Origin of the sequence: Azomonas macrocytogenes (assembly GCF_014191985.1) — a bacterium.
Lineage (GTDB): Bacteria > Pseudomonadota > Gammaproteobacteria > Pseudomonadales > Pseudomonadaceae > Azomonas > Azomonas macrocytogenes.
Genome location: NZ_JACHXI010000001.1, coordinates 440635 through 459522, shown reverse-complemented (window position 1 = coordinate 459522; position 18888 = coordinate 440635). Strand labels below are relative to the sequence as shown.

General features: G+C 60.2%; 18 protein-coding genes. 9 read left to right on the top strand and 9 right to left on the bottom strand.

Translation table 11 applies throughout. The features are described from left to right. Window position 1 precedes the first annotated feature (1 nt). From FHR87_RS02180 to trpC, 3 genes are read left to right on the top strand one after another with little or no spacing between them, the layout of a single operon-like run. Window positions 2–595 carry an aminodeoxychorismate/anthranilate synthase component II gene (locus FHR87_RS02180; RefSeq protein ID WP_183165034.1) on the top strand — a complete coding sequence of 198 codons (594 nt, stop codon included), beginning with the start codon at window positions 2–4 and terminating at the stop codon, window positions 593–595. After that, complete coding sequence (gene trpD / locus FHR87_RS02175; protein WP_183165033.1) at window positions 595–1641, top strand: anthranilate phosphoribosyltransferase; 1047 nt, start codon at window positions 595–597, stop codon at window positions 1639–1641. Before FHR87_RS02180 ends, trpD begins: the two co-directional genes overlap by 1 nt. After that, a complete protein-coding gene (gene trpC / locus FHR87_RS02170) occupies window positions 1638–2444 on the top strand; it encodes an indole-3-glycerol phosphate synthase TrpC (RefSeq protein ID WP_183165032.1) in 807 nt (268 codons plus the stop codon). The genes trpD and trpC overlap by 4 nt, the downstream gene beginning before the upstream one ends. A gap of 19 nt (window positions 2445–2463) precedes the next feature. Here the strand turns inward: trpC and crp are convergent, their stop codons facing one another. Continuing rightward, a complete protein-coding gene (crp, locus tag FHR87_RS02165) occupies window positions 2464–3108 on the bottom strand; it encodes a cAMP-activated global transcriptional regulator CRP (protein ID WP_183165031.1) in 645 nt (214 codons plus the stop codon). Between the two features lie 178 nt (window positions 3109–3286). Here crp and FHR87_RS02160 point away from each other — a divergent pair, with 178 nt between their 5' ends. Both FHR87_RS02160 and speD read left to right on the top strand, forming a co-directional pair. Next, window positions 3287–3715 (top strand): OsmC family protein, encoded by a 429-nt coding sequence (locus FHR87_RS02160; RefSeq protein ID WP_183165030.1) that lies wholly within the window; start codon window positions 3287–3289, stop codon window positions 3713–3715. A 232-nt stretch (window positions 3716–3947) separates the two neighbouring features. Then, window positions 3948–4742 (top strand): adenosylmethionine decarboxylase, encoded by a 795-nt coding sequence (gene speD, locus FHR87_RS02155; RefSeq protein ID WP_183165146.1) that lies wholly within the window; start codon window positions 3948–3950, stop codon window positions 4740–4742. A gap of 88 nt (window positions 4743–4830) precedes the next feature. Here the strand turns inward: speD and coq7 are convergent, their stop codons facing one another. From coq7 to cra, 6 genes are all read right to left on the bottom strand, one after another. Continuing rightward, a complete protein-coding gene (gene coq7, locus FHR87_RS02150) occupies window positions 4831–5484 on the bottom strand; it encodes a 2-polyprenyl-3-methyl-6-methoxy-1,4-benzoquinone monooxygenase (protein WP_183165029.1) in 654 nt (217 codons plus the stop codon). 73 nt (window positions 5485–5557) lie between these two features. Continuing rightward, window positions 5558–5899 carry a histidine triad nucleotide-binding protein gene (locus tag FHR87_RS02145; protein WP_183165028.1) on the bottom strand — a complete coding sequence of 114 codons (342 nt, stop codon included), beginning with the start codon at window positions 5897–5899 and terminating at the stop codon, window positions 5558–5560. Between the two features lie 88 nt (window positions 5900–5987). After that, window positions 5988–6554 (bottom strand): DUF4136 domain-containing protein, encoded by a 567-nt coding sequence (locus FHR87_RS02140; RefSeq protein ID WP_183165027.1) that lies wholly within the window; start codon window positions 6552–6554, stop codon window positions 5988–5990. A gap of 34 nt (window positions 6555–6588) precedes the next feature. Continuing rightward, a complete protein-coding gene (locus tag FHR87_RS02135; RefSeq protein ID WP_183165026.1) occupies window positions 6589–7347 on the bottom strand; it encodes a methyltransferase domain-containing protein in 759 nt (252 codons plus the stop codon). Beyond that, window positions 7344–7649 carry a nucleotide pyrophosphohydrolase gene (locus tag FHR87_RS02130; RefSeq protein ID WP_183165025.1) on the bottom strand — a complete coding sequence of 102 codons (306 nt, stop codon included), beginning with the start codon at window positions 7647–7649 and terminating at the stop codon, window positions 7344–7346. Before FHR87_RS02130 ends, FHR87_RS02135 begins: the two co-directional genes overlap by 4 nt. Window positions 7650–7736: 87 nt before the next feature. Next, window positions 7737–8756 (bottom strand): catabolite repressor/activator, encoded by a 1020-nt coding sequence (cra, locus tag FHR87_RS02125; RefSeq protein ID WP_183165024.1) that lies wholly within the window; start codon window positions 8754–8756, stop codon window positions 7737–7739. Between the two features lie 310 nt (window positions 8757–9066). Here cra and ptsP point away from each other — a divergent pair, with 310 nt between their 5' ends. The 4 genes from ptsP (at window position 9067) to FHR87_RS02105 (ending at window position 16312) form a co-directional block, all read left to right on the top strand. Beyond that, window positions 9067–11943, top strand: coding sequence for a phosphoenolpyruvate--protein phosphotransferase (gene ptsP / locus FHR87_RS02120; RefSeq protein ID WP_183165023.1), 2877 nt, complete (start codon window positions 9067–9069; stop codon window positions 11941–11943). Beyond that, window positions 11943–12911: a 1-phosphofructokinase gene (pfkB, locus tag FHR87_RS02115; protein WP_183165022.1), complete on the top strand. Its 969-nt coding sequence runs from the start codon at window positions 11943–11945 to the stop codon at window positions 12909–12911. The genes ptsP and pfkB overlap by 1 nt, the downstream gene beginning before the upstream one ends. Window positions 12912–12927: 16 nt before the next feature. Beyond that, complete coding sequence (locus FHR87_RS02110; protein ID WP_183165021.1) at window positions 12928–14673, top strand: PTS fructose-like transporter subunit IIB; 1746 nt, start codon at window positions 12928–12930, stop codon at window positions 14671–14673. Window positions 14674–14746: 73 nt separating this feature from the next. Then, entirely contained in the window at window positions 14747–16312 is a 1566-nt protein-coding gene (locus FHR87_RS02105) for an alkaline phosphatase D family protein (RefSeq protein WP_183165020.1), read from the top strand. Here the strand turns inward: FHR87_RS02105 and FHR87_RS02100 are convergent, their stop codons facing one another. After that, complete coding sequence (locus FHR87_RS02100; RefSeq protein WP_183165019.1) at window positions 16313–16672, bottom strand: endonuclease domain-containing protein; 360 nt, start codon at window positions 16670–16672, stop codon at window positions 16313–16315. 520 nt (window positions 16673–17192) lie between these two features. Further along, complete coding sequence (locus tag FHR87_RS02095) at window positions 17193–18776, bottom strand: peptide chain release factor 3 (RefSeq protein ID WP_183165018.1); 1584 nt, start codon at window positions 18774–18776, stop codon at window positions 17193–17195. Window positions 18777–18888 lie beyond the last annotated feature (112 nt).

Below are 18888 nucleotides of genomic sequence, written 5' to 3'. Positions count from 1 at the left end.
CATGCTGCTGATGATCGATAACTATGACTCTTTCACCTACAACGTCGTGCAGTACCTGAGCGAGCTGGGTGCCGAGGTCAAGGTGGTGCGCAACGACGAGCTGACGATTGCCGGAATCGAGGCGCTGCAGCCCGAACGCATCGTGGTTTCGCCTGGCCCTTGTACTCCCAGCGAGGCCGGGATATCGCTGGAAGCGATCCGGCATTTTGCCGGCAAGCTGCCGATTCTCGGCGTCTGCCTCGGCCATCAGAGTATCGGCCAGGCATTTGGCGGCGAGGTAGTACGTGCCCGGCAGGCCATGCATGGCAAGACCAGCCCGGTCTTTCATGCCGACCTGGGCGTTTTTACCGGTTTGAACAAGCCGTTGACGGTAACGCGTTACCATTCCTTGGTAGTCAGGCACGAAACCTTGCCGGAATGCCTGGAGATTACTGCCTGGACCCAGCTCGATGACGGTGCTGTGGATGAAATCATGGGGTTGCGGCATAGGGAATTGAATATAGAAGGCGTCCAGTTCCACCCTGAGTCCATCCTGACCGAGCAGGGGCATGAGCTGTTCGCCAACTTCCTCAGGCAGACCGGAGGCCTTCGCTGATGGATATGAAGAGCGCGCTTAGGCGAGTGGTGGAGCGAAGTGATCTTTCCACCGAAGAAATGAAAATCGTCATACGCCAGATCATGACTGGTCAATGCAGCGATGCGCAGATCGGTGCCTTTCTCATGGGGCTGCGCATGAAGGGCGAGACTATTGACGAAATCGTCGGCGCCGTGGAGGTCATGCGTGAGTTGGCCGAGCCGGTCCATTTCGAGACGGAAAACCTGCTGGATACCTGTGGTACCGGTGGCGACGGGATGAATATCTTCAATGTATCCACCGCTTGCGCTTTCGTCGTCGCCGCGGCCGGCGGCAAGGTGGCCAAGCATGGCAATCGTGCGGTTTCCGGCAGTAGCGGTAGCGCTGATGTGCTCGAGGCGGCCGGCGTCTATCTGGATTTGACGCCGGAGCAGGTGGCACGCTGCGTGGATACCGTGGGGGTGGGTTTCATGTTCGCTCCGGCACATCATGGGGCGATGAAGCATGTCAGTGGTCCGCGCCGTGAGTTGGGCTTGCGTACGCTCTTCAATATAGTGGGCCCCATGGCCAATCCTGCCAGCGTCCGCCACCAGGTTGTCGGCGTATTCGCCAAGGAGTTGTGCCGACCACTGGCCGAAGTGCTTTCCCGCCTGGGCAGCAAGCACGTGCTGGTGGTACATGCCTGGGATGGACTGGATGAAATAAGCCTGGCGGCGCCGACCCATGTCGCCGAGCTAAACGGCGGGTCTATTATCGAATACGTTATCGAACCGGAGCAGTTCGGCATCGAAAGTCAAAATCTGGCGGGGCTTACGGTAGAGGATGCCAAATCCTCGCTGGCGTTGATTCGCGATGCACTTGGCAAGCGTAAAACCGAAAACGGGCAGAAAGCCGCCGATATGATCATCCTCAATACTGGCGCTGCGCTGTATGCCGGGGATCTGGTCCAGAATCTGGAGCAGGGCGTGGCGCTGGCCCATGATGCCTTGCACACTGGCCTTGCTCTCGAGAAGCTCGAGGAATTGGTCGCCTTTACCGCTGTGTTCAAGCAGGAGAAGCAAGAATGAGCATCCCCACCATCCTGGAGAACATTCTTCTCCGCAAGGCCCAGGAAGTCGCCGAGCGTAAATCCTGCGCCAGCCTGAGCGAGCTCGAGCGAGTTGCCGCATTGAGCGAGCCTGCCCGAGGCTTTGCCGAAGCCATCAGAAACAAGGTCCAGAACAAACAGCCGGCAGTGATCGCCGAATTAAAGAAGGCTTCACCAAGCAAAGGTGTGCTGCGCGAGAGTTTCATCCCGGCCGAAATCGCCAAAAGCTATGAAGCCGGTGGTGCGACCTGCCTATCGGTGTTGACCGATGTGGATTTTTTCCAGGGTTCCGATACCTATCTGCAGGAAGTACGCGCTGCCTGCCCGCTACCTTTGCTGCGCAAGGACTTCATGATCGATCCCTATCAGATAGTCGAGTCGCGAGTACTCGGAGCGGACTGCGTTTTGTTGATTGCCAGTGTGCTGGACGATGCGCAAATGGCTGAACTGGCTGCTGTTGCCAAGGCGCAGAATCTGGATGTGCTGGTCGAAGTGCATGATGAAGCCGAACTGCAACGAGCATTGTCCCTGGATACGCTGTTGATCGGTATTAATAACCGTAACCTGCATACCTTCGAGGTTCGCATCGAGAACACGCTGGATCTGCTGCCACAGGTCCCGCAGGATCGCATCGTGGTGACCGAAAGCGGGATTTCGAACCGGGCGGACATTGATCTGCTGGAGATCAGCGATGTGCATGCCTTCCTGGTTGGAGAGGCTTTCATGCGGGCAGATCAGCCAGGCGTGGAACTGCAACGCCTGTTCTTCCCTGACCGAAAATGATGGGGTTGCCGGCTGTGGTCTAGCGAGTACCGAAGACCACCATCGTCTTACCTTTTACGCTGACCAGCCCCTGTTCTTCGAGGTTTTTCAGGACGCGACCGACCATTTCCCGCGAGCAGCCGACGATGCGGCCGATTTCCTGACGAGTGACCTTGATCTGCATGCCGTCGGGATGGGTCATGGCATCGGGTTGCTTGCAGAGTTCCAGCAGGGTGCGGGCAACGCGCCCGGTAACATCCAGAAAGGCCAGGTCACCAACCTTGCGGGTAGTATTGCGCAACCGTTCGGCCATCTGGCGACCGATCGCGTAGAGAATGTCCGGCTCGTGCTGGGTCAGTTCGCGGACTTTGGCGTAGCCTAGTTCAGCCACTTCGCACTCGGTCTTGGCCCTGACCCAGGCGCTGCGTTCCTGGCTGTTCTCGTCCATGTCGAACAAGCCCATCTCACCGAAGAAGTCACCGGCGTTGAGGTAGGCAATGATTATTTCCCGCCCGTCATCGTCTTCGATAAGAATGGTGACCGAGCCTTTGATGATAAAAAACAACGTTTCGCTGCGATCACCTGCATAAATGATGGTGCTTTTGGCGGAATAACGGCGACGATGGCAATGCGCTATAAACTTGTCGATATTCTTGATTTTAGGTGTAGAGGCGATAGCTACCATGCAAAATGAATCCAATTCATAAGGTTTATCCGTACTGCTCTGGTCGAGCTTAACAGAGGATTTCAATTCCCAACCAGAAACGAACGGATTAAAGCCGATGAATTGTCTTCAGCCAGGCGGGGATAACATCGGCGCAAGCGCAATATATTCCTGATCATATATACGAGGTTGCTAATAGATGAAGGCGCGTATTCAATGGGCTGGCGAGGCCATGTTTCTGGGGGAGTCGGGCAGTGGTCATGCAGTTGTCATGGATGGACCTCCCGAGGCAGGGGGGCGGAATCTGGGCGTGCGGCCCATGGAAATGCTATTGATCGGTCTGGGTGGCTGCAGCAGCTTCGATGTGGTCAGCATTCTGAAAAAATCCCGCCAGCCGGTTGAGGGGTGTGAAGCCTTTCTTGAAGCCGAGCGAGCCGCCGAAGACCCCAAGGTTTTCACTCGCATTCATCTGCACTTCGTTATCAAGGGACGCGGCCTCAAGGAGCCGCAGGTCAAGCGGGCTGTCGAGCTGTCGGCGGAGAAATACTGCTCGGCATCGATCATGCTGGGCCGAGCCGGGGTCGAGATCACGCATGATTATGAAATAGTCGATCCGGGCCAGGCCTGATGGGGCATGGGGCAGGTCGTGATCGATTCGCATACTCCTGTCCCTCAGTACTGGCATGGAATGGCATCGGTCTGCATAATTCGCCCCCCCCGTTCGCCGGTCATCATGTTTTAAAGCACATACATCCATAATCGCCAATGCGAAGAGGTGTCCAACGCCCTACGCAGCCGTTTAGTGGCTGACGGGCAGGCTCAACCGTGCGGCAGAGCCGCCTTGAAGAGAGTTTCCAATGGTGAAAAGCAAACTCAAGCTCCATGGGTTCAACAACCTGACCAAGACCCTGAGCTTCAACATCTATGACATCTGCTATGCGGAAACGCCGGAAGATCAGCAGGCCTACGTCCAGTATATCGATCAGGAGTACGATGCCGAGCGCCTGACGCAGATTCTGACTGATGTGGTTGACATCATTGGTGCCAATATCCTCAACATCGCCCGCCAGGATTACGATCCGCAGGGGGCGAGTGTGACCATCCTCATTTCCGAGCAACCGGTCACGCCGACCGACAGCCAGATCGAGGAATCGCCTGGCCCATTGCGGGATACGATTCTGGCTCACCTGGACAAGAGCCATATCACGGTTCACACCTACCCGGAAATCCATCCGGTGGACGGCATCGCCACCTTTCGTGTGGATATCGATGTTTCCACCTGTGGGGTGATTTCACCGTTGAAGGCCTTGAATTACCTGATCCACCAGTTCGATTCTGACATCGTCACCGTAGACTACCGCGTGCGCGGTTTCACTCGTGACGTGGAGGGGCGCAAGCACTTCATCGATCACGAAATCAATTCGATTCAGAAGTATCTGTCCGAAGATACCCGTGCGGCCTATCAGATGACCGACGTGAACGTGTACCAGGAAAACCTTTTCCACACCAAGATGTTGCTCAAGGAGTTCGAGCTGGAAAACTACCTGTTCGGCGATGCCACCAGCAATCTTTCCAGTGAGCAGCGCAAGCAGGTGGAAGAGCGCCTGCGCCATGAAATGCTGGAAATCTTCTACGCGCGCAACATGTCGCACTGAGGGTCATAACGGCGGCAGGCTACAGGTAAAAGCAAGAAGAGCCTGACAGGGTGGGTACCCGTTCAATCCTTCGCCTGCCGCCTGCCGCTTAGATCCTGTAAGTCGTCTTGGTCATGACTTTCGACAGCAGGCTCATGCCGAACTTGACGGGCAAGGGGAAGCGCATGCCGCCGGCATTCAGAGCCATGGCCGAATGACGAGCTTCGTCCAGACGCATTTGTTCGAGGATCGCGCGGGATTTCTCGTCGGTGAGCGGAAGCTGGGTAAGGTGGTCGTCCAGGTGCTTGCAGACCTGGTCTTCGGTGGCAGCGACAAAGCCCAGGCTTAGGCGGTCGCTGATCATGCCAGCGGTGGCGCCGATGCCGAAGGACAGGCCATAGAACAGCGGATTCAGCACACTGGTGTGACTGTCGAGCTGGTGGAGGCGCTGCTCGCACCATGCCAGGTGATCGATTTCTTCCTCGGCAGCCTTTTCCATGCGCTCGCGTACTTGTGGCAGGCGGGCGGTCAGCGATTGACCCTGGTAGAGCGCCTGGGCACAGACTTCGCCGGTATGGTTGATGCGCATCAGGCCGGCCACGTGGCGGGCTTCCTTGTCGTTGAGGCTGGCATCGTTCTTGGTCACGGCAGGGGAAGGGCGACCCGGATGCCCGCTGAACGGTAGCAACGTGCGCAAGGCCGCATCGGCCTGCATCAATAGGCGATCGGCGGGCGAGTAATGGCGTCGGTTCTGGCTCGACATGGTGCCTCCGGTTGAGTGGCGGGTCTTGGTGCCGCCGGTTGATCTGGGGTCTGCAGTATTTGGTCGGACAACATCAGCCCGGCGGCCAGTGCATCTGCCGCTGCCCCAGTACGTGCAGGTGTATGTGGTGGACCGTTTGCCCACCCAGTTCGTTGCAGTTCATCACGACCCGGAAGCCGGCCTGGCAGCCCAACTCCTCGGCTAGGCGTTGGGCGACGAACAGGATGTGCCCCACCAAGGGCTTGTCGTCTTCTTCGCTCAGGTCGTGCAGAGTGGCGATGTGTTTTTTGGGAATGACCAGAAAGTGTGCCGGAGCCTGGGGCGCGATGTCATGGAAGGCAAGCACCTGATCGTCTTCATAGATCTTGCGTGCCGGGATTTCGCCGGCCACTATCTTGCAGAACAGGCAGTCCATGATATTCCTCCACGTTGTTCGGTTCGTCAGTCTAGCAGTTGGCTTGGCTGACTCACCATCCGTCGCTTTCGCCAATCATTCCGGTAAATCAGTAGGGTGGGTAGTGCGACAGGATATCGTAGATGGTCTTGTACATGGCTGTAGTACGCTCGCCCGGGCTGGACAATCCATCTGATAGATCATGCTCGCTACTGCCACGCCAGACCAGCTTGCTATCCCGGCCATCGTAGAGGTCGATCTGCACGATGCCGATCCGGTACTCCTGCGTGCGCGACTCATTGTAGCCAGGCCCACCGCCCCAGTAACCTCCCCAGGGATAGCCCCACCAACCACCGCCATAGTTGGTCGTGATCTGCTGCTGGCGCTTTTCCACGATGTACCAGGCCTGTACCTGCAGGTTGCCGGCTGTACCCTTGCTGGCCTGGCGTAGCCCGCGCTGTTCCAGCTCATCGCCTATGGCCTGGCGGATGCGCTGCTCGATCAGATCGCTGCTGACGCGCGGATCATCAGGTCGATACTGCACGCCGGGTTCTTTCCAGCTCCAGGTCCGATAGACGGAATAGTCTCGGACCGGATCGAAATCGCGATCCACCCGATCGCTTTGGCAAGCGGCAATCAACAGCAGGGCCGCAAATAACGCGAGACGCCTTTTCATCTCTGTCTCCCGGTCGAACAACTAGGTAGGGCCGTCAATTATGAGCTTGCGGCCGGCACAGCCAGTGCAGGTAACGACCGAGTCCGGCAAAGGCCGGATGGCGGCGGTAGGCCAATTCCATTTCCAGCAGTTCGTCCAGCTCGGTACGGGTCTGAAATTCGCTTGGCATGTAGTCGTGAAATACGCGAACTCCACTACTACGGATGACTTGCCAGTTGGCGGCGAGTTGCACGCCCAGTTCGCGAGGATCCAGCGGCCGCTGGGGTGTCAGGCTCTGGCGTTCACCCGCGAACTGGCCACTGCGCAGTTTTTTGAAATGCCCCTTGAGCAGGTTGCGGTAGATCAGAGCATCACGGTTGTAGAAAGCCAACGACAGCCAACCTGCCTTTTCCGTCAGTCGGTGCAGGGTCGGCAGGATCGCCTGGGGTTCGGCCAGCCATTCCAGAACGGCATGGCAGACGACCAGATCGAAAGGGCCCTCGACCTGTGTTTCCAGTTCCTGCCAGGGAGCCTGGATGAAGGTAGCGGCTTGCCCCGCTTCGGCGAAGCGCACGCGGGCGCCTTCGAGCATCGGCGCAGCGGGTTCGGCGAGCGTCACGGCATGGCCCCGTTGTGCCAGCCACAGGCCGATATGGCCAAGCCCGGCGCCTATGTCTAGGATACGCAGCGGATGCTGCGGCAGGATTTCCTCCAGATCGGCCTGCAATACTGCCAGGCGAATCGCGCCTTTTGCGCCGCCATAGATTTTTTCCGCAAAGCGCGTGGCCAGCTCGTCGAAATGCCGGTCATTCATTGGGCGAAGCGCCGTTCGTTATCGGCCAGCTTGGCGAGCAGGGCCTGTTCCATATCGATGCCGAGCTCGGCACAGAGCAGCATCAGGTACATGAGTATGTCCGCGACTTCCTGGCCGGCATGGGCATGTTTTTCCGGGGATAAATGGCGGGATTCGTCCTCATCCAACCACTGGAAGATTTCCACCAGCTCGGCCATTTCTACGCTGGCAGCCATGGCCAGGTTCTTGGGGCTGTGGAAGCGTTGCCAGTCGTTGCGGTCGCGGATGGCATGCAGGCGCCGGAGGATTGCGTCGGGATTCATGCAGAAAGAACTCGCTTGCAAAATGCCAGCTTCCGCCAGTCTGCGAACCTCTGCAAGAGTGGCGGGGTATCTATGGCAGCAGGATATTCATGCCGCCGGAGCGTTTGAGTGCAGCGCGGTATCTTGCCGGCGAATCTTCAGGACACGCTCGATGGCGTGGATTCCGGGGTGGTACTCATTTTTCTCGATGGCGTCCAGTGCCCAGACAAGCAGCTGCTCGGCGATGCGTGCGTGTTGCTGGGTCGAGGCGTTGACCGGAACCGGCAGAAAGTCCAGCAGTTGCGAATCGCCGAAGGTGGCCAGCCGCAGGTTATCCGGCCAGAGCAGGTCGCGCTCGCGCAATGCATCGAAAACCCCTTCAAGCAGTACATAGGCAGTGGTAACCAACAGATCGGGCAGGCCTTCGTCGAGCAGCGCGAGCATTTCCGTGCGGCCGCAGGCGCGGCTGAATTGGGTTGCCTGGCGCACGCTGATGCGTCCGGTATGGCCTCGCAGCGCCGCGCGAAAGCCTTGTTCCCGTTCCTGGCTGATCAATAGCTTGGGGTGTGCGCCAATCAGGGCGGCATGCTGTAGCGATGGGGTCAGCAACGAGCTGGTGAGGCGCTCGCTGGCCTGTTGGTCGGCACTGACGACCGAGCAGAAGTGCCCGGGGTCCAGTGCTCGGTCGACCGCTATCACCGGTACGCCCGACTCTTGCAATTCCCGATAGCAACGGTCGTCCGGCGGCAGGTTGCTGGCGACGATCAGCGCATCGCAGCGGCGCGAGCGCAGCGTGCGCAGCACCTGGCGCTCGGCATCCGGATCGTCTTCCGAGCTGGCGATCAGCAATTGATAGCCGCGCTGGCGGGCGAGTTGTTCGAGCAGCTTGGCCAGGCGTGCGTAACTGGGGTTTTCCAGATCCGGCAGGATGAAGCCCAGTGTCCGGCTGTGGCCGCGGCGCAGGCCGGCAGCCTGCTGATCGGGCTGGTAACCTTGCTGGCTGACCACGGCCATTACCCGCTCCACCGTAGCCTGGCTGATTCGCCGCTGGGCAGCCTGTCCATTGACTACATAGCTGGCCGTGGTGATGGAAACTCCGGCAAGACGAGCGATGTCGGTCAGTTTCAATGATTTGTCCTATGTCGGATCGATGTGTACAAGGGGTCTGGATATTGCAACAGCTTAGCTATGGCGGCTCGCGCTTGCCTTTGGCGTACCTCCGGTGCGCCACAGTCCTGATGGCGGCGCTGCCTTGCATTGTACGCCGCCGGACGGTGCGATTGCTTCGTCATGTCAACGTTGTCGAGGCACTAGAATTATGCAAGATCGCGTTATCTTCCATTGTAGATGAAACGTTTCAGCTGGCAGGACTGTAGTAATGATCGCTTGACCGACGGATCCCGGATCTGTCTTGTAGAACAAGAAAAAGGAGAATTGCATGTTCGAATTGACGGTGCAGTGCGTCCGCATGCACCAGACCGCCGCCGACAAGGCCGCCGCACTGGAAAAACTGGCCCGAACGCTGGTTGCCGACGGCCTGGTGCGCGACGGTTATCTCGCCGGGCTGATGGCGCGTGAAGCGCAGGGCTCGACTTATCTTGGTCAGGGTATTGCGATTCCCCATGGCACTCCGCAGACGCGCGATCAGGTGCGGAGTACCGGCATTCGTCTGCTGCATTTTCCCGAGGGGGTCGACTGGGGGGATGGGCAGCGGGTCTATCTGGCCATTGGCATTGCGGCACGTTCCGACGAGCACTTGCAGGTTCTGCAGCTACTGACGCGAGCCCTGGGCGAGGATGATCTGAGTCTGGCGCTGCAAGAGGTCACCACTGCCGAGAGCATTCTGGAGCTGCTCAAGGGAGGGACGCCGGCACTGATGCTGGACGACCGACTGGTGACGCTCGGTGTCGCGGCCGACGATGTGGAAGAACTGCTCTGGCACGCTGTTCGGTTGCTCAAGCGTACCGCCTGTGTGAGCCCCGGTTTCGCCAGCGGCCTGCCATTGGTGCAGGCCTTGCCATTGGGACAAGGGTTGTGGTGGCTGAGCAGCGCGCAGGCCGTGCTGCGACCGGGATTGTCTTTCGTTACGCCAGCCAGACCGCTAGCGTTGCAAGGGCAGCCGGTGACCGGCCTGTTTTGTCTGGCCAGCCAGGGGGAAGCCAGCCAGGCCTTGCTTCAGCGCTTGTGCGATCTGCTTATTGCTGGCCGTGGAGCGGAGCTCGGCAAGGCCAGTTCCAGCTACACCGTACTTCGGGCCTTGGGCGGTGAGGTGGCGGCAGATTGGCCACAGGCCCGGGTCGCCCTGGTCAATGCGCATGGCCTGCATGCACGGCCGGCCCAGATCCTGGCCGAACTGGCTCAATGCTTCGCCGGCGAGATCCGTGTGCGTCTGGCCGATAGCGGTTGCGCTGCGGTTTCCGTCAAGAGTATGACCAAGCTGCTTGCCCTTGGGGCGCGGCGGGGGCAGGTATTGGAGTTTCTGGCCGAACCGGATATCGCCAACGACGCCTTGCCGGCGCTGATCGAGGTCGTGGCGACGGGGCTGGGCGAAGCGGTCGAGCCGCTGCCGGCTGCGCCGGAACCGTCGCCCGAAATTCCTGACCGACTGCTTGACCAAGCCCCGCCGCCGCTACCGTTGCCTATTGGCGAGCGCGTGCAGGGAGTTGCCGCCTCGCCCGGAATCGCTATCGGCCCGGCACTGATACGCACCCATCGGGCGTTGGAATACCCGCAGCGTGGCGAATCCCCCCAAGTGGAGCTGCAGCGTTTGGGCGTGGCGCTGGAACAGGTCGTGGCGGATATTGGTGCGTTGCTGGAAAAGACTCATGTACCCAGCATTCGCAATATTTTCACCACCCACCAGGCCTTGCTGCGCGACCCGGCCTTGCGCGAGGAAATCGTCGGCCGACTGGAGCAGGGTTTCAGCGCCGAAGCGGCCTGGGTGGACGAGATCGACGCTGCGGCACGCCAGCAGGAAGCGCTTGATGATGTGCTGCTTGCCGAGCGAGCCGCCGATCTGCGTGACATCGGCCGCCGGGTACTGGCTGCGCTGCTGGGCTGCGAAGCCGAAGCGGAACCGGACGAGCCTTACATTCTGGTGATGGACGAAGTGGCGCCTTCGGATGTTGCTACGCTCGATCGTGAACGTGTCGCTGGCATCCTGACCGCGCGCGGTGGGGCCACCGCACACAGTGCAATCATTGCCCGCGCGCTGGGTATTCCGGCAGTCGTCGGTGCCGGCGAGGCGGTGTTGGGGCTGGCGGGTGGAACCCTGTTGCTGCTCGATGGCGAGCAGGGTCAATTACAGATCGCACCCGATGAGGCCGGGTTGGCCCAGGCTCGCGCCGCCTGCGAGCAGCGGCGGCGGCATCAGGATGAAGCCGATGCGCGGCGACTGGAGCCGGCGGTGACCCGCGATGGGCATGCCGTAGAGATAGCCGCTAACCTCGGTAGCAGCGACGAAGCGGCCACCGCCGTGGCGCTGGGGGCAGAGGCTGTCGGTCTGCTGCGCACCGAACTGGTATTCATGGGGCATTCCCAAGCGCCCGATCAAATGACCCAGCAAGCCGAATACAGCCGCGTGCTGGCGGCACTCGACGGTCGTCCACTGGTGGTTCGTACCCTTGATGTCGGTGGCGACAAGCCCTTGCCCTATTGGCCGTTGCCCGCCGAGGAAAATCCTTTTCTCGGCGTACGTGGCATCCGCCTGAGCCTGCAACGGCCGGAAATCCTCGATACGCAGTTGCGAGCGTTGCTCGCCGCCGCCGCGGATTATCCGTTGCGCATCATGTTTCCCATGGTCGGCGGCGTCGAGGAGTGGCATGCGGCCAAGAGCCGGGTCGACCGTTTACGTGAAGCGATTCCGGCGAAGAATCTGCAAGTCGGAATTATGATCGAGATCCCTTCGGCCGCCCTGATCGCGCCGGTGCTGGCGCAGGAAGTGGACTTCTTCAGTATCGGCACCAATGATCTGACCCAATACACCCTGGCCATCGACCGAGGCCATCCTACTCTCTCGGCCCAGGCCGATGGGCTGCATCCGGCCGTACTGCAATTGATCGACATGACGGTAACGGCCGCGCATGCTTGCGGTAAATGGGTCGGGGTGTGTGGGGAACTGGCTGCCGATAATCTGGCGGTGCCGCTATTGGTCGGGTTGGGCGTCGATGAGTTGAGCGTATCGGCGCGCAGCATTGCCCTGATCAAGGCACGCGTACGCGAATTGGCTTTCGAAGACTGCCGGCATCTGGCTCGCCGGGCGTTGGTGCTGCCCGGCGCCCAGGCGGTACGGGCCCTGGTAATGGAACACTGCTGATGGCAAGGATTCTGACGATCACCCTCAACCCGGCGCTGGATCTGACCGTGCGCTTGCCTGTGCTGTGCCCCGGCGAGGTCAATCGCGGTGAAGCGCTGTACGTGCAGGCTGCCGGCAAGGGGTTGAACGTCGCCCAGGTATTGGCCGATCTCGGTCACGAGTTGAGCGTGACCGGCTTTCTCGGGGCGGATAATCCGCAAGACTTCGAAACATTGTTTGCCGCGCGCGGTTTCCACGATGCGTTCGTGCGCGTTCCGGGTCAGACGCGCAGCAACTTCAAGTTGGCCGAAAGCGATGGGCGGGTCACTGACATCAACGGGCCAGGGCTCGATGTTTCGTCAGCGGCACTGGACATGCTGCTGGCGAAAATACCGCAACTCGTCGCGGGACAGGAGGCCGTGGTGGTGGCTGGCAGCCTGCCCCGAGGGGTGACCCTCGATTGGTTCGTCGAGCTATTGACGCAGCTCAAGCAGCAAGATGCACCGCTGGTATTGGATACCAGTGGTGCAGCCTTGCATGCGGGGTTGCAGGTAGCACCCTGGCTGGTCAAGCCGAACCTTGCTGAGCTGGCCGAAGCCTGTGCGGTGCCGCTCGCCTCACCAGCGCAACTGGCGGTGCAGGCGCAGTGCCTGCAGGCCATGGGGATCGCGCATCTGGTGGTCTCCCAGGGTGCTGAAGGGCTCTGCTGGTTTGCTCCCGATGCGCACTGGCAGGCTCGTCCGCCGCCGGTCGAGGTGGTCAGCACGGTAGGGGCGGGCGACTCCCTGCTGGCTGGCATGCTGCATGGTTTACTGCAGGGCTGGCCCGCCGAGCGTACCTTGCGTCTGGCCACGGCGGTTGCTGCCCAGTCCGTGGGGCAGCTCGCTTTCGGCATTCCCGATGCTGCACAGTTGGCCAGATTGGCGGAGCGGGTGGAGGCTCGGCCGCTTGCCGGTGCCAGTACAACAGACAACAACAAAATCTCCTGATAGGAAGCGCCTACAGATGAACGTATTGATCGTCACGGCTTGCCCCGGCGGCATGGTCACCAGCATCCTGAGTGCGCGTTTGCTGGATGCGGCAGCCCGGCGCCTGGGTTGGTCGACGCAGGTCGAGGTACAGGGACGCCCGGTGGAAGGCTCGACGCTGAACGCAATCGACATCGCTGCTGCCGACCTGGTGCTGGTGGTCAAGACCGGCTCCCTGGCGCTTGAGCGGTTTATCGGCAAGCGCGTCGTGCAAGCCACTCCGGTCGAAGCGTTGCTCGATCCCCAGCGTTTTCTTCGGGAAGCCGCGGAGCATGCCGAGGTGCTGACTGGCGACGTTGTGGTTCCAGTTGCCGAACCCTCGAGCGTCGTGCCTCGGCTGGTCGCCGTCACTGCCTGTCCGACCGGGGTGGCGCACACCTTCATGGCGGCTGAAGCGCTGCAACAGGCCGCAACCAGGTTGGGCTACGACTTGCGCGTGGAAACCCGTGGCTCGGTGGGGGCGCGTAACCTGCTGGATGCCGAAAGCATTGCCAGGGCCGATGCTGTAATCCTGGCGGCAGATATCGATGTGGACCTGACGCGCTTCGCGGGTAAGCGAATCTACCCGTGCAGTACGGGCCGTGCGCTCAAGCAGCCGCAGGAAACGCTTGAACGGGCATTGCGCGAAGCCACTGTGCTGGATGGCGCAGCGGCGGCGAGCCCAGAGCCTGTGCGCAAGGGTGAGAGGCACAGCCATGTCTACAAGCATTTGCTGACCGGCGTGTCCTACATGCTGCCGATGGTGGTGGCCGGCGGGCTGCTGATTGCCCTGTCCTTTGTTTTGGGTATCGAGGCCCATCTGCAATCGGGCACGCTGGCAGCAGCGCTCTGGACCATCGGTGACCAGACCGCTTTCCTCTTGATGGTGCCGTTGCTGGCCGGTTATATCGCCTATTCCATCGCTGACCGGCCGGGGTTGGCGCCGGGAATGATCGGTGGCTTGCTTGCAACGACGCTGGAAGCTGGTTTTCTCGGCGGAATTGCCGCTGGGTTTACGGCCGGCTATAGCGCGCTGGCGATCTCGCAGTGGCTGCGCCTGCCGGTCAGCGTGGAGTCGCTCAAGCCAGTCCTGATCATCCCCCTGCTGGTCAGCCTGGTGACTGGCCTGACGATGATCTACGTGATCGGCGAGCCGGTGGCGCAGCTGCTGGTGACCCTGACCCGCTTTCTCGACACCATGGGGACGTCCAATGCCGTGCTGCTCGGCTTGCTCCTGGGCGCGATGATGTGCGTGGACCTGGGGGGGCCACTGAACAAGGCGTCCTATGCCTTTTCCGTCGGCTTACTGGCCTCGCAGAGCTACGCACCGATGGCCGCGACCATGGCCGCCGGTATGGTGCCGCCGTTGGGGATGGCGGTCGCCTGCTTTTTGGCTCGGCACAAATTCGCCGAAACCGAACGCAATGCCGGTAAGGCGTCCTTTGTGCTTGGGCTCTGTTTTATTTCCGAAGGAGCGATTCCCTTCGCTGCCAAAGATCCGTTGCGAGTCATCCCTGCGTGTGTCGCTGGCGGTGCCCTGGCCGGTGCGTTGTCCATGCTGTTCAACTGCAAGCTGCTGGCGCCCCATGGCGGTTTGTTCGTACTGCTGATCCCCAACGCCATCGCTCCGGTATTGGGCTATCTGGTTGCCATCGCTGCCGGCAGCCTGCTGACCGGTGGACTGTACGCACTGCTCAAGCGTGGCCGGAGCCCGGAGCTGGAAAAGCTGGCGGGCAAGGTCTGAGGGAACCACTGCGGCGTCACGCGACTGTCAACTGCCTGGCTTACCTTCTCGGAAAAACCGGAGGAAAGCCTGCATGAACCAGCCCGACAAGAACCGCCGCCGTTTCATCCAAGGCCTCGGCGCCGGCCTGGCACTGCCAGCGCTGGGTAGCGCACCGGCGGTCATCGCCGCGCCCAATGCACGTCCGAAAGTGACCGGCGGCGTCCAGGCCGGTGATGTGCTCGGCGACCGTGCCGTCGTCTGGAGCCGTTGCGACCGGCCGGCGCGGATGGTCGTCGACTGGGATACCAGCAGTGTGTTTGGCAACCCGCGCCGACAGGTTTCGCCAGCCACCCATGTTGGTATCGACTTCACTGCACGGATCGACCTCAAGGAGCTGCCACCCGACCAGGCGATCTTCTACCGCGTACGCTTCGAGGATGCCCGCGACGGCAGCCTGAGCAAGCCCTGGTTCGGCCACTTTCGCAGCGCACCGCAACAGCCACGCGATATCCGCTTCGTCTGGGGCGGCGATACCTGCGGCCAGGGTTTCGGCATCAATCCGGACATCGGCGGTATGCGGATCTATGACGCCATGCGCCGACGCCTGCCGGATTTCTTCCTGCACAGTGGCGATGTGATCTATGCCGATGGGGTGATCCCGGAATCGCAGGTCACCGAAGATGGCCGAGTATGGCGCAATCTGGTCACTGAAGCCAAGAGCAAGGTCGCCGAGACGCTGGACGAATTCCGAGGCAACTATCACTATAACCTGCTCGACGACAATGTGCGGGCGTTCAACGCCGAAGTGCCACAGATCTGGCAGTGGGATGACCACGAAGTGACCAATAACTGGTCGCCGGGCAAGGAGCTGGATGATCGCTACCGGATCAAGGATATCAACTTGCTGGTACGCCGCGCCCGCCAGGCCTATCTGGAAAACGCACCGATGCGCATGAACGGTCGGGATGAGCTGGGTCGGGTCTATCGCAAGATTGCCTACGGTCCGCTGTTGGATGTGTTTGTGCTGGACATGCGTAGCTATCGCGGGGCGAACAGTGCCAACCTGCAACCGCAGGAAGGCCCGGAGACTGCTTTTCTCGGGCGTTTGCAACTGGACTGGCTCAAGCGTGAACTACAGGCTTCGAAAGCTCGCTGGAAGATCATTGCCGCCGATATGCCAATCGGCCTGCATGTGCCCGATGGCAAGAACGCCCAAGGCCAGGTGCGCTGGGAAGCCATTGCCAATGGCAATAATGGTCCGGCGCTGGGGCGCGAGCTGGAAATCGCCGAGCTGTTGAATTCGCTTCAGAGAAGCGGCGTGCGCAATACCGTCTGGCTGACCGCCGATGTGCATTACTGCGCGGCGCATTACTACCACCCCAATCGCGCGGCTTTCCAGAACTTCGATCCGTTCTGGGAGTTCGTGGCCGGGCCGCTGAACGCCGGCAGTTTCGGGCCCAATCCGCTGGATAATACGTTCGGCCCGGAACTGGTGTTCCAGAAGGCTCCGCCTACGGCCAACAGCTCGCCCTTTGCTGGTTATCAGTTCTTCGGCGAGGTCGAGATCGAGGCGCAGAGCGGCGCTTTGCGGGTGAGCCTGCGGGATATTGATGGCGTGCCGGTGTTCGAAAAGCAACTGGAACCGCAGCTCGGATGATTACTGACAGGCCTGGAAAATGGTTTCCAGGACGGCTTCCAAATTGTTTAGCACCTCATGATTGCCAAAACGTAGTACACGAATAGCTGCTTTCTGCAGTGCTGCGTCTCTGTGCGTATCGTGCCGTTGTCCTGCACGGGTGTAGTGCTGACCGCCATCCAGCTCGATGGCCAATTTCAGTTCCGGGCAATAGAAATCCAGGACGTAAGGCGGGCAGGGATGCTGACGACGGAACTTGCGCCCGGCCAGCCGGCGGTTGCGCAGGTGATGCCAGAGAATTTGTTCGCAATCGGTGAGGTTATGGCGCAGATGCCGGGCAAACTGATGTTGTTCCAGCATTGGGCGGAATGGCTTGTGCATTTCACGATCCTTGTGAAAGTTGGCTGATGTTGGTTGTGTTCCCTCACCCCAGCCCTCTCCCTGAGGGAGAGGGAGCTAAAAGCTCGGTTTCAGTGTTGGCGTAGAGGTTATGGCATACGCCAATAGACTCCTTCTCCCAGAGAGGGAGCCACGTTCAAATTCAGTTTTAGCACAGGGATTTCGGCATACGCCATGGATTCCCTCCTAGAGAGAGCGAGCCACGTTCAAGTTCAGCTTTCGCGCAGGAGATTCGGCATACGCCATAGATTCCCTCTCAGAGAGAGGGAGCCACGTTCAAGTTCAGCTTTCGCGCAGGAGATTCGGCATACGCTATAGATTCCCTCTCAGAGAGAGGGAGCCATGTTCAAGTTCAGCTTTCGCGCAGGAGATTCGGCATACGCCATGGATTCCCTCCCAGAGAGAGCGAGCCACGTTCAAGTTCAGCTTTCGCACAGGAGATTCGGCATACGCTATAGATTCCCTCTCCCTTGGGGAGAGGGCCAGGGTGAGGGAGCTTTGATCAATGATGCTCCCGCGTTGCGCGGAATTTCACCTCGGGCCAGCGCTCTTCCATCAGGCTGAGGTTGACGCGGGTTGGTGCCAGGTAGGTGAGATGGCCACCACCATCGATGGCGATGTTCTCGAAGGCCTTGGTCTTGAAATCCTCCAGCTTCTTCTTGTCGTCGCATTCGATCCAGCGCGCCGACCAGACATTGATCGCTTCGTAGGCGCACTCGACCTTGTATTCCTCCTTCAAGCGACTGGCTACCACATCGAACTGCAGCACGCCGACCGCGCCGAGAATGATGTCGTTGCTACGCTCTGGGAAGAACACCTGGGTCGCGCCTTCTTCGGCCAGTTCTTGTAGACCCTGGCGTAACTGCTTGGATTTCAGTGGATCTTTTAAGCGTACGCGGCGGAACAGTTCGGGGGCGAAATGCGGGATGCCGGTGAAGCCGAGTGCCTCGCTTTCGGTGAAGGTATCGCCGATCTGGATGGTGCCGTGGTTATGCAGGCCGATGATGTCGCCGGCCCAGGCTTGCTCCAGCATCTCGCGCTCGCTGGAGAAGAAGGTCAGCGCGTCGGCGATTTTCAGATCCTTTTTGATTCGCACATGGCGCATCTTCATACCTTTCTCGTACTTGCCCGAGCAAATACGCATAAAGGCGATGCGGTCGCGGTGCTTGGGGTCCATGTTCGCCTGGATCTTGAATACGAAGCCGCTGAATTTTTCTTCAGTCGGCTCTACCACTCGCTCGCGAGCCGTGCGGGCCAGCGGCATCGGTGCCCAATCGACCACGGCGTCCAGCACCTGGTCGACACCAAAGTTGCCCAGCGCGGTACCGAAAAATACCGGTGTCATTTCGCCTTTGAGAAAGGCTTCCCGGTCAAACTCGTGGCAGGCACCCTGGACCAGCTCCAACTGCTCGACAAAACTCTCGTAGAGGTCACCCAGATGAGCCCGGGCCTCGGCAGAATCGAGCTTGTCGATGATCTTCGCTTCGATCCGCTCATGGCCGTGGCCAGGGATGTAGACGATGATTCGATCGTCGGCGAGATGATAGACACCCTTGAAATCGCGGTATGAGCCGATAGGCCAGGTGATTGGCGCGGCCTTGATCTTCAGTACCGCCTCGATCTCATCGAGCAGCTCGATAGGGTCGCGGATATCCCGGTCGAGTTTGTTGATGAAACTGACGATGGGCGTGTCACGCAGCCGGCACACGTCCATCAGGGCGATGGTACGCGGTTCCACGCCCTTGCCGCCGTCGAGCACCATCAGTGCTGAGTCCACTGCCGTCAGGGTACGGTAGGTATCCTCCGAGAAGTCCTCGTGGCCGGGGGTGTCGAGCAGGTTGATCATGTGCTCGCGGTAGGGGAACTGCATGACGGATGTGGTGATGGAGATGCCGCGCTGCTTTTCCATCTCCATCCAGTCCGAGGTGGCATGGCGGTCGGACTTGCGCGACTTCACCGTGCCGGCCACGGCGATAGCCTGGCCCATCAGTAGCAGCTTCTCGGTGATGGTGGTTTTGCCCGCGTCGGGGTGGGAAATGATGGCGAAGGTACGGCGCTTGGCGACTTCGGCGGCCTGGGTGGTCATGGCTGTCCCGGTATGAAAAGCGTAGGGGAAAAAGCCGAAATTATAATGCAAAGCCACTACCGACTGTGACCGGCATGGCCGTGGTGCTCCGATTGGCGCGAACCCTGGCCGC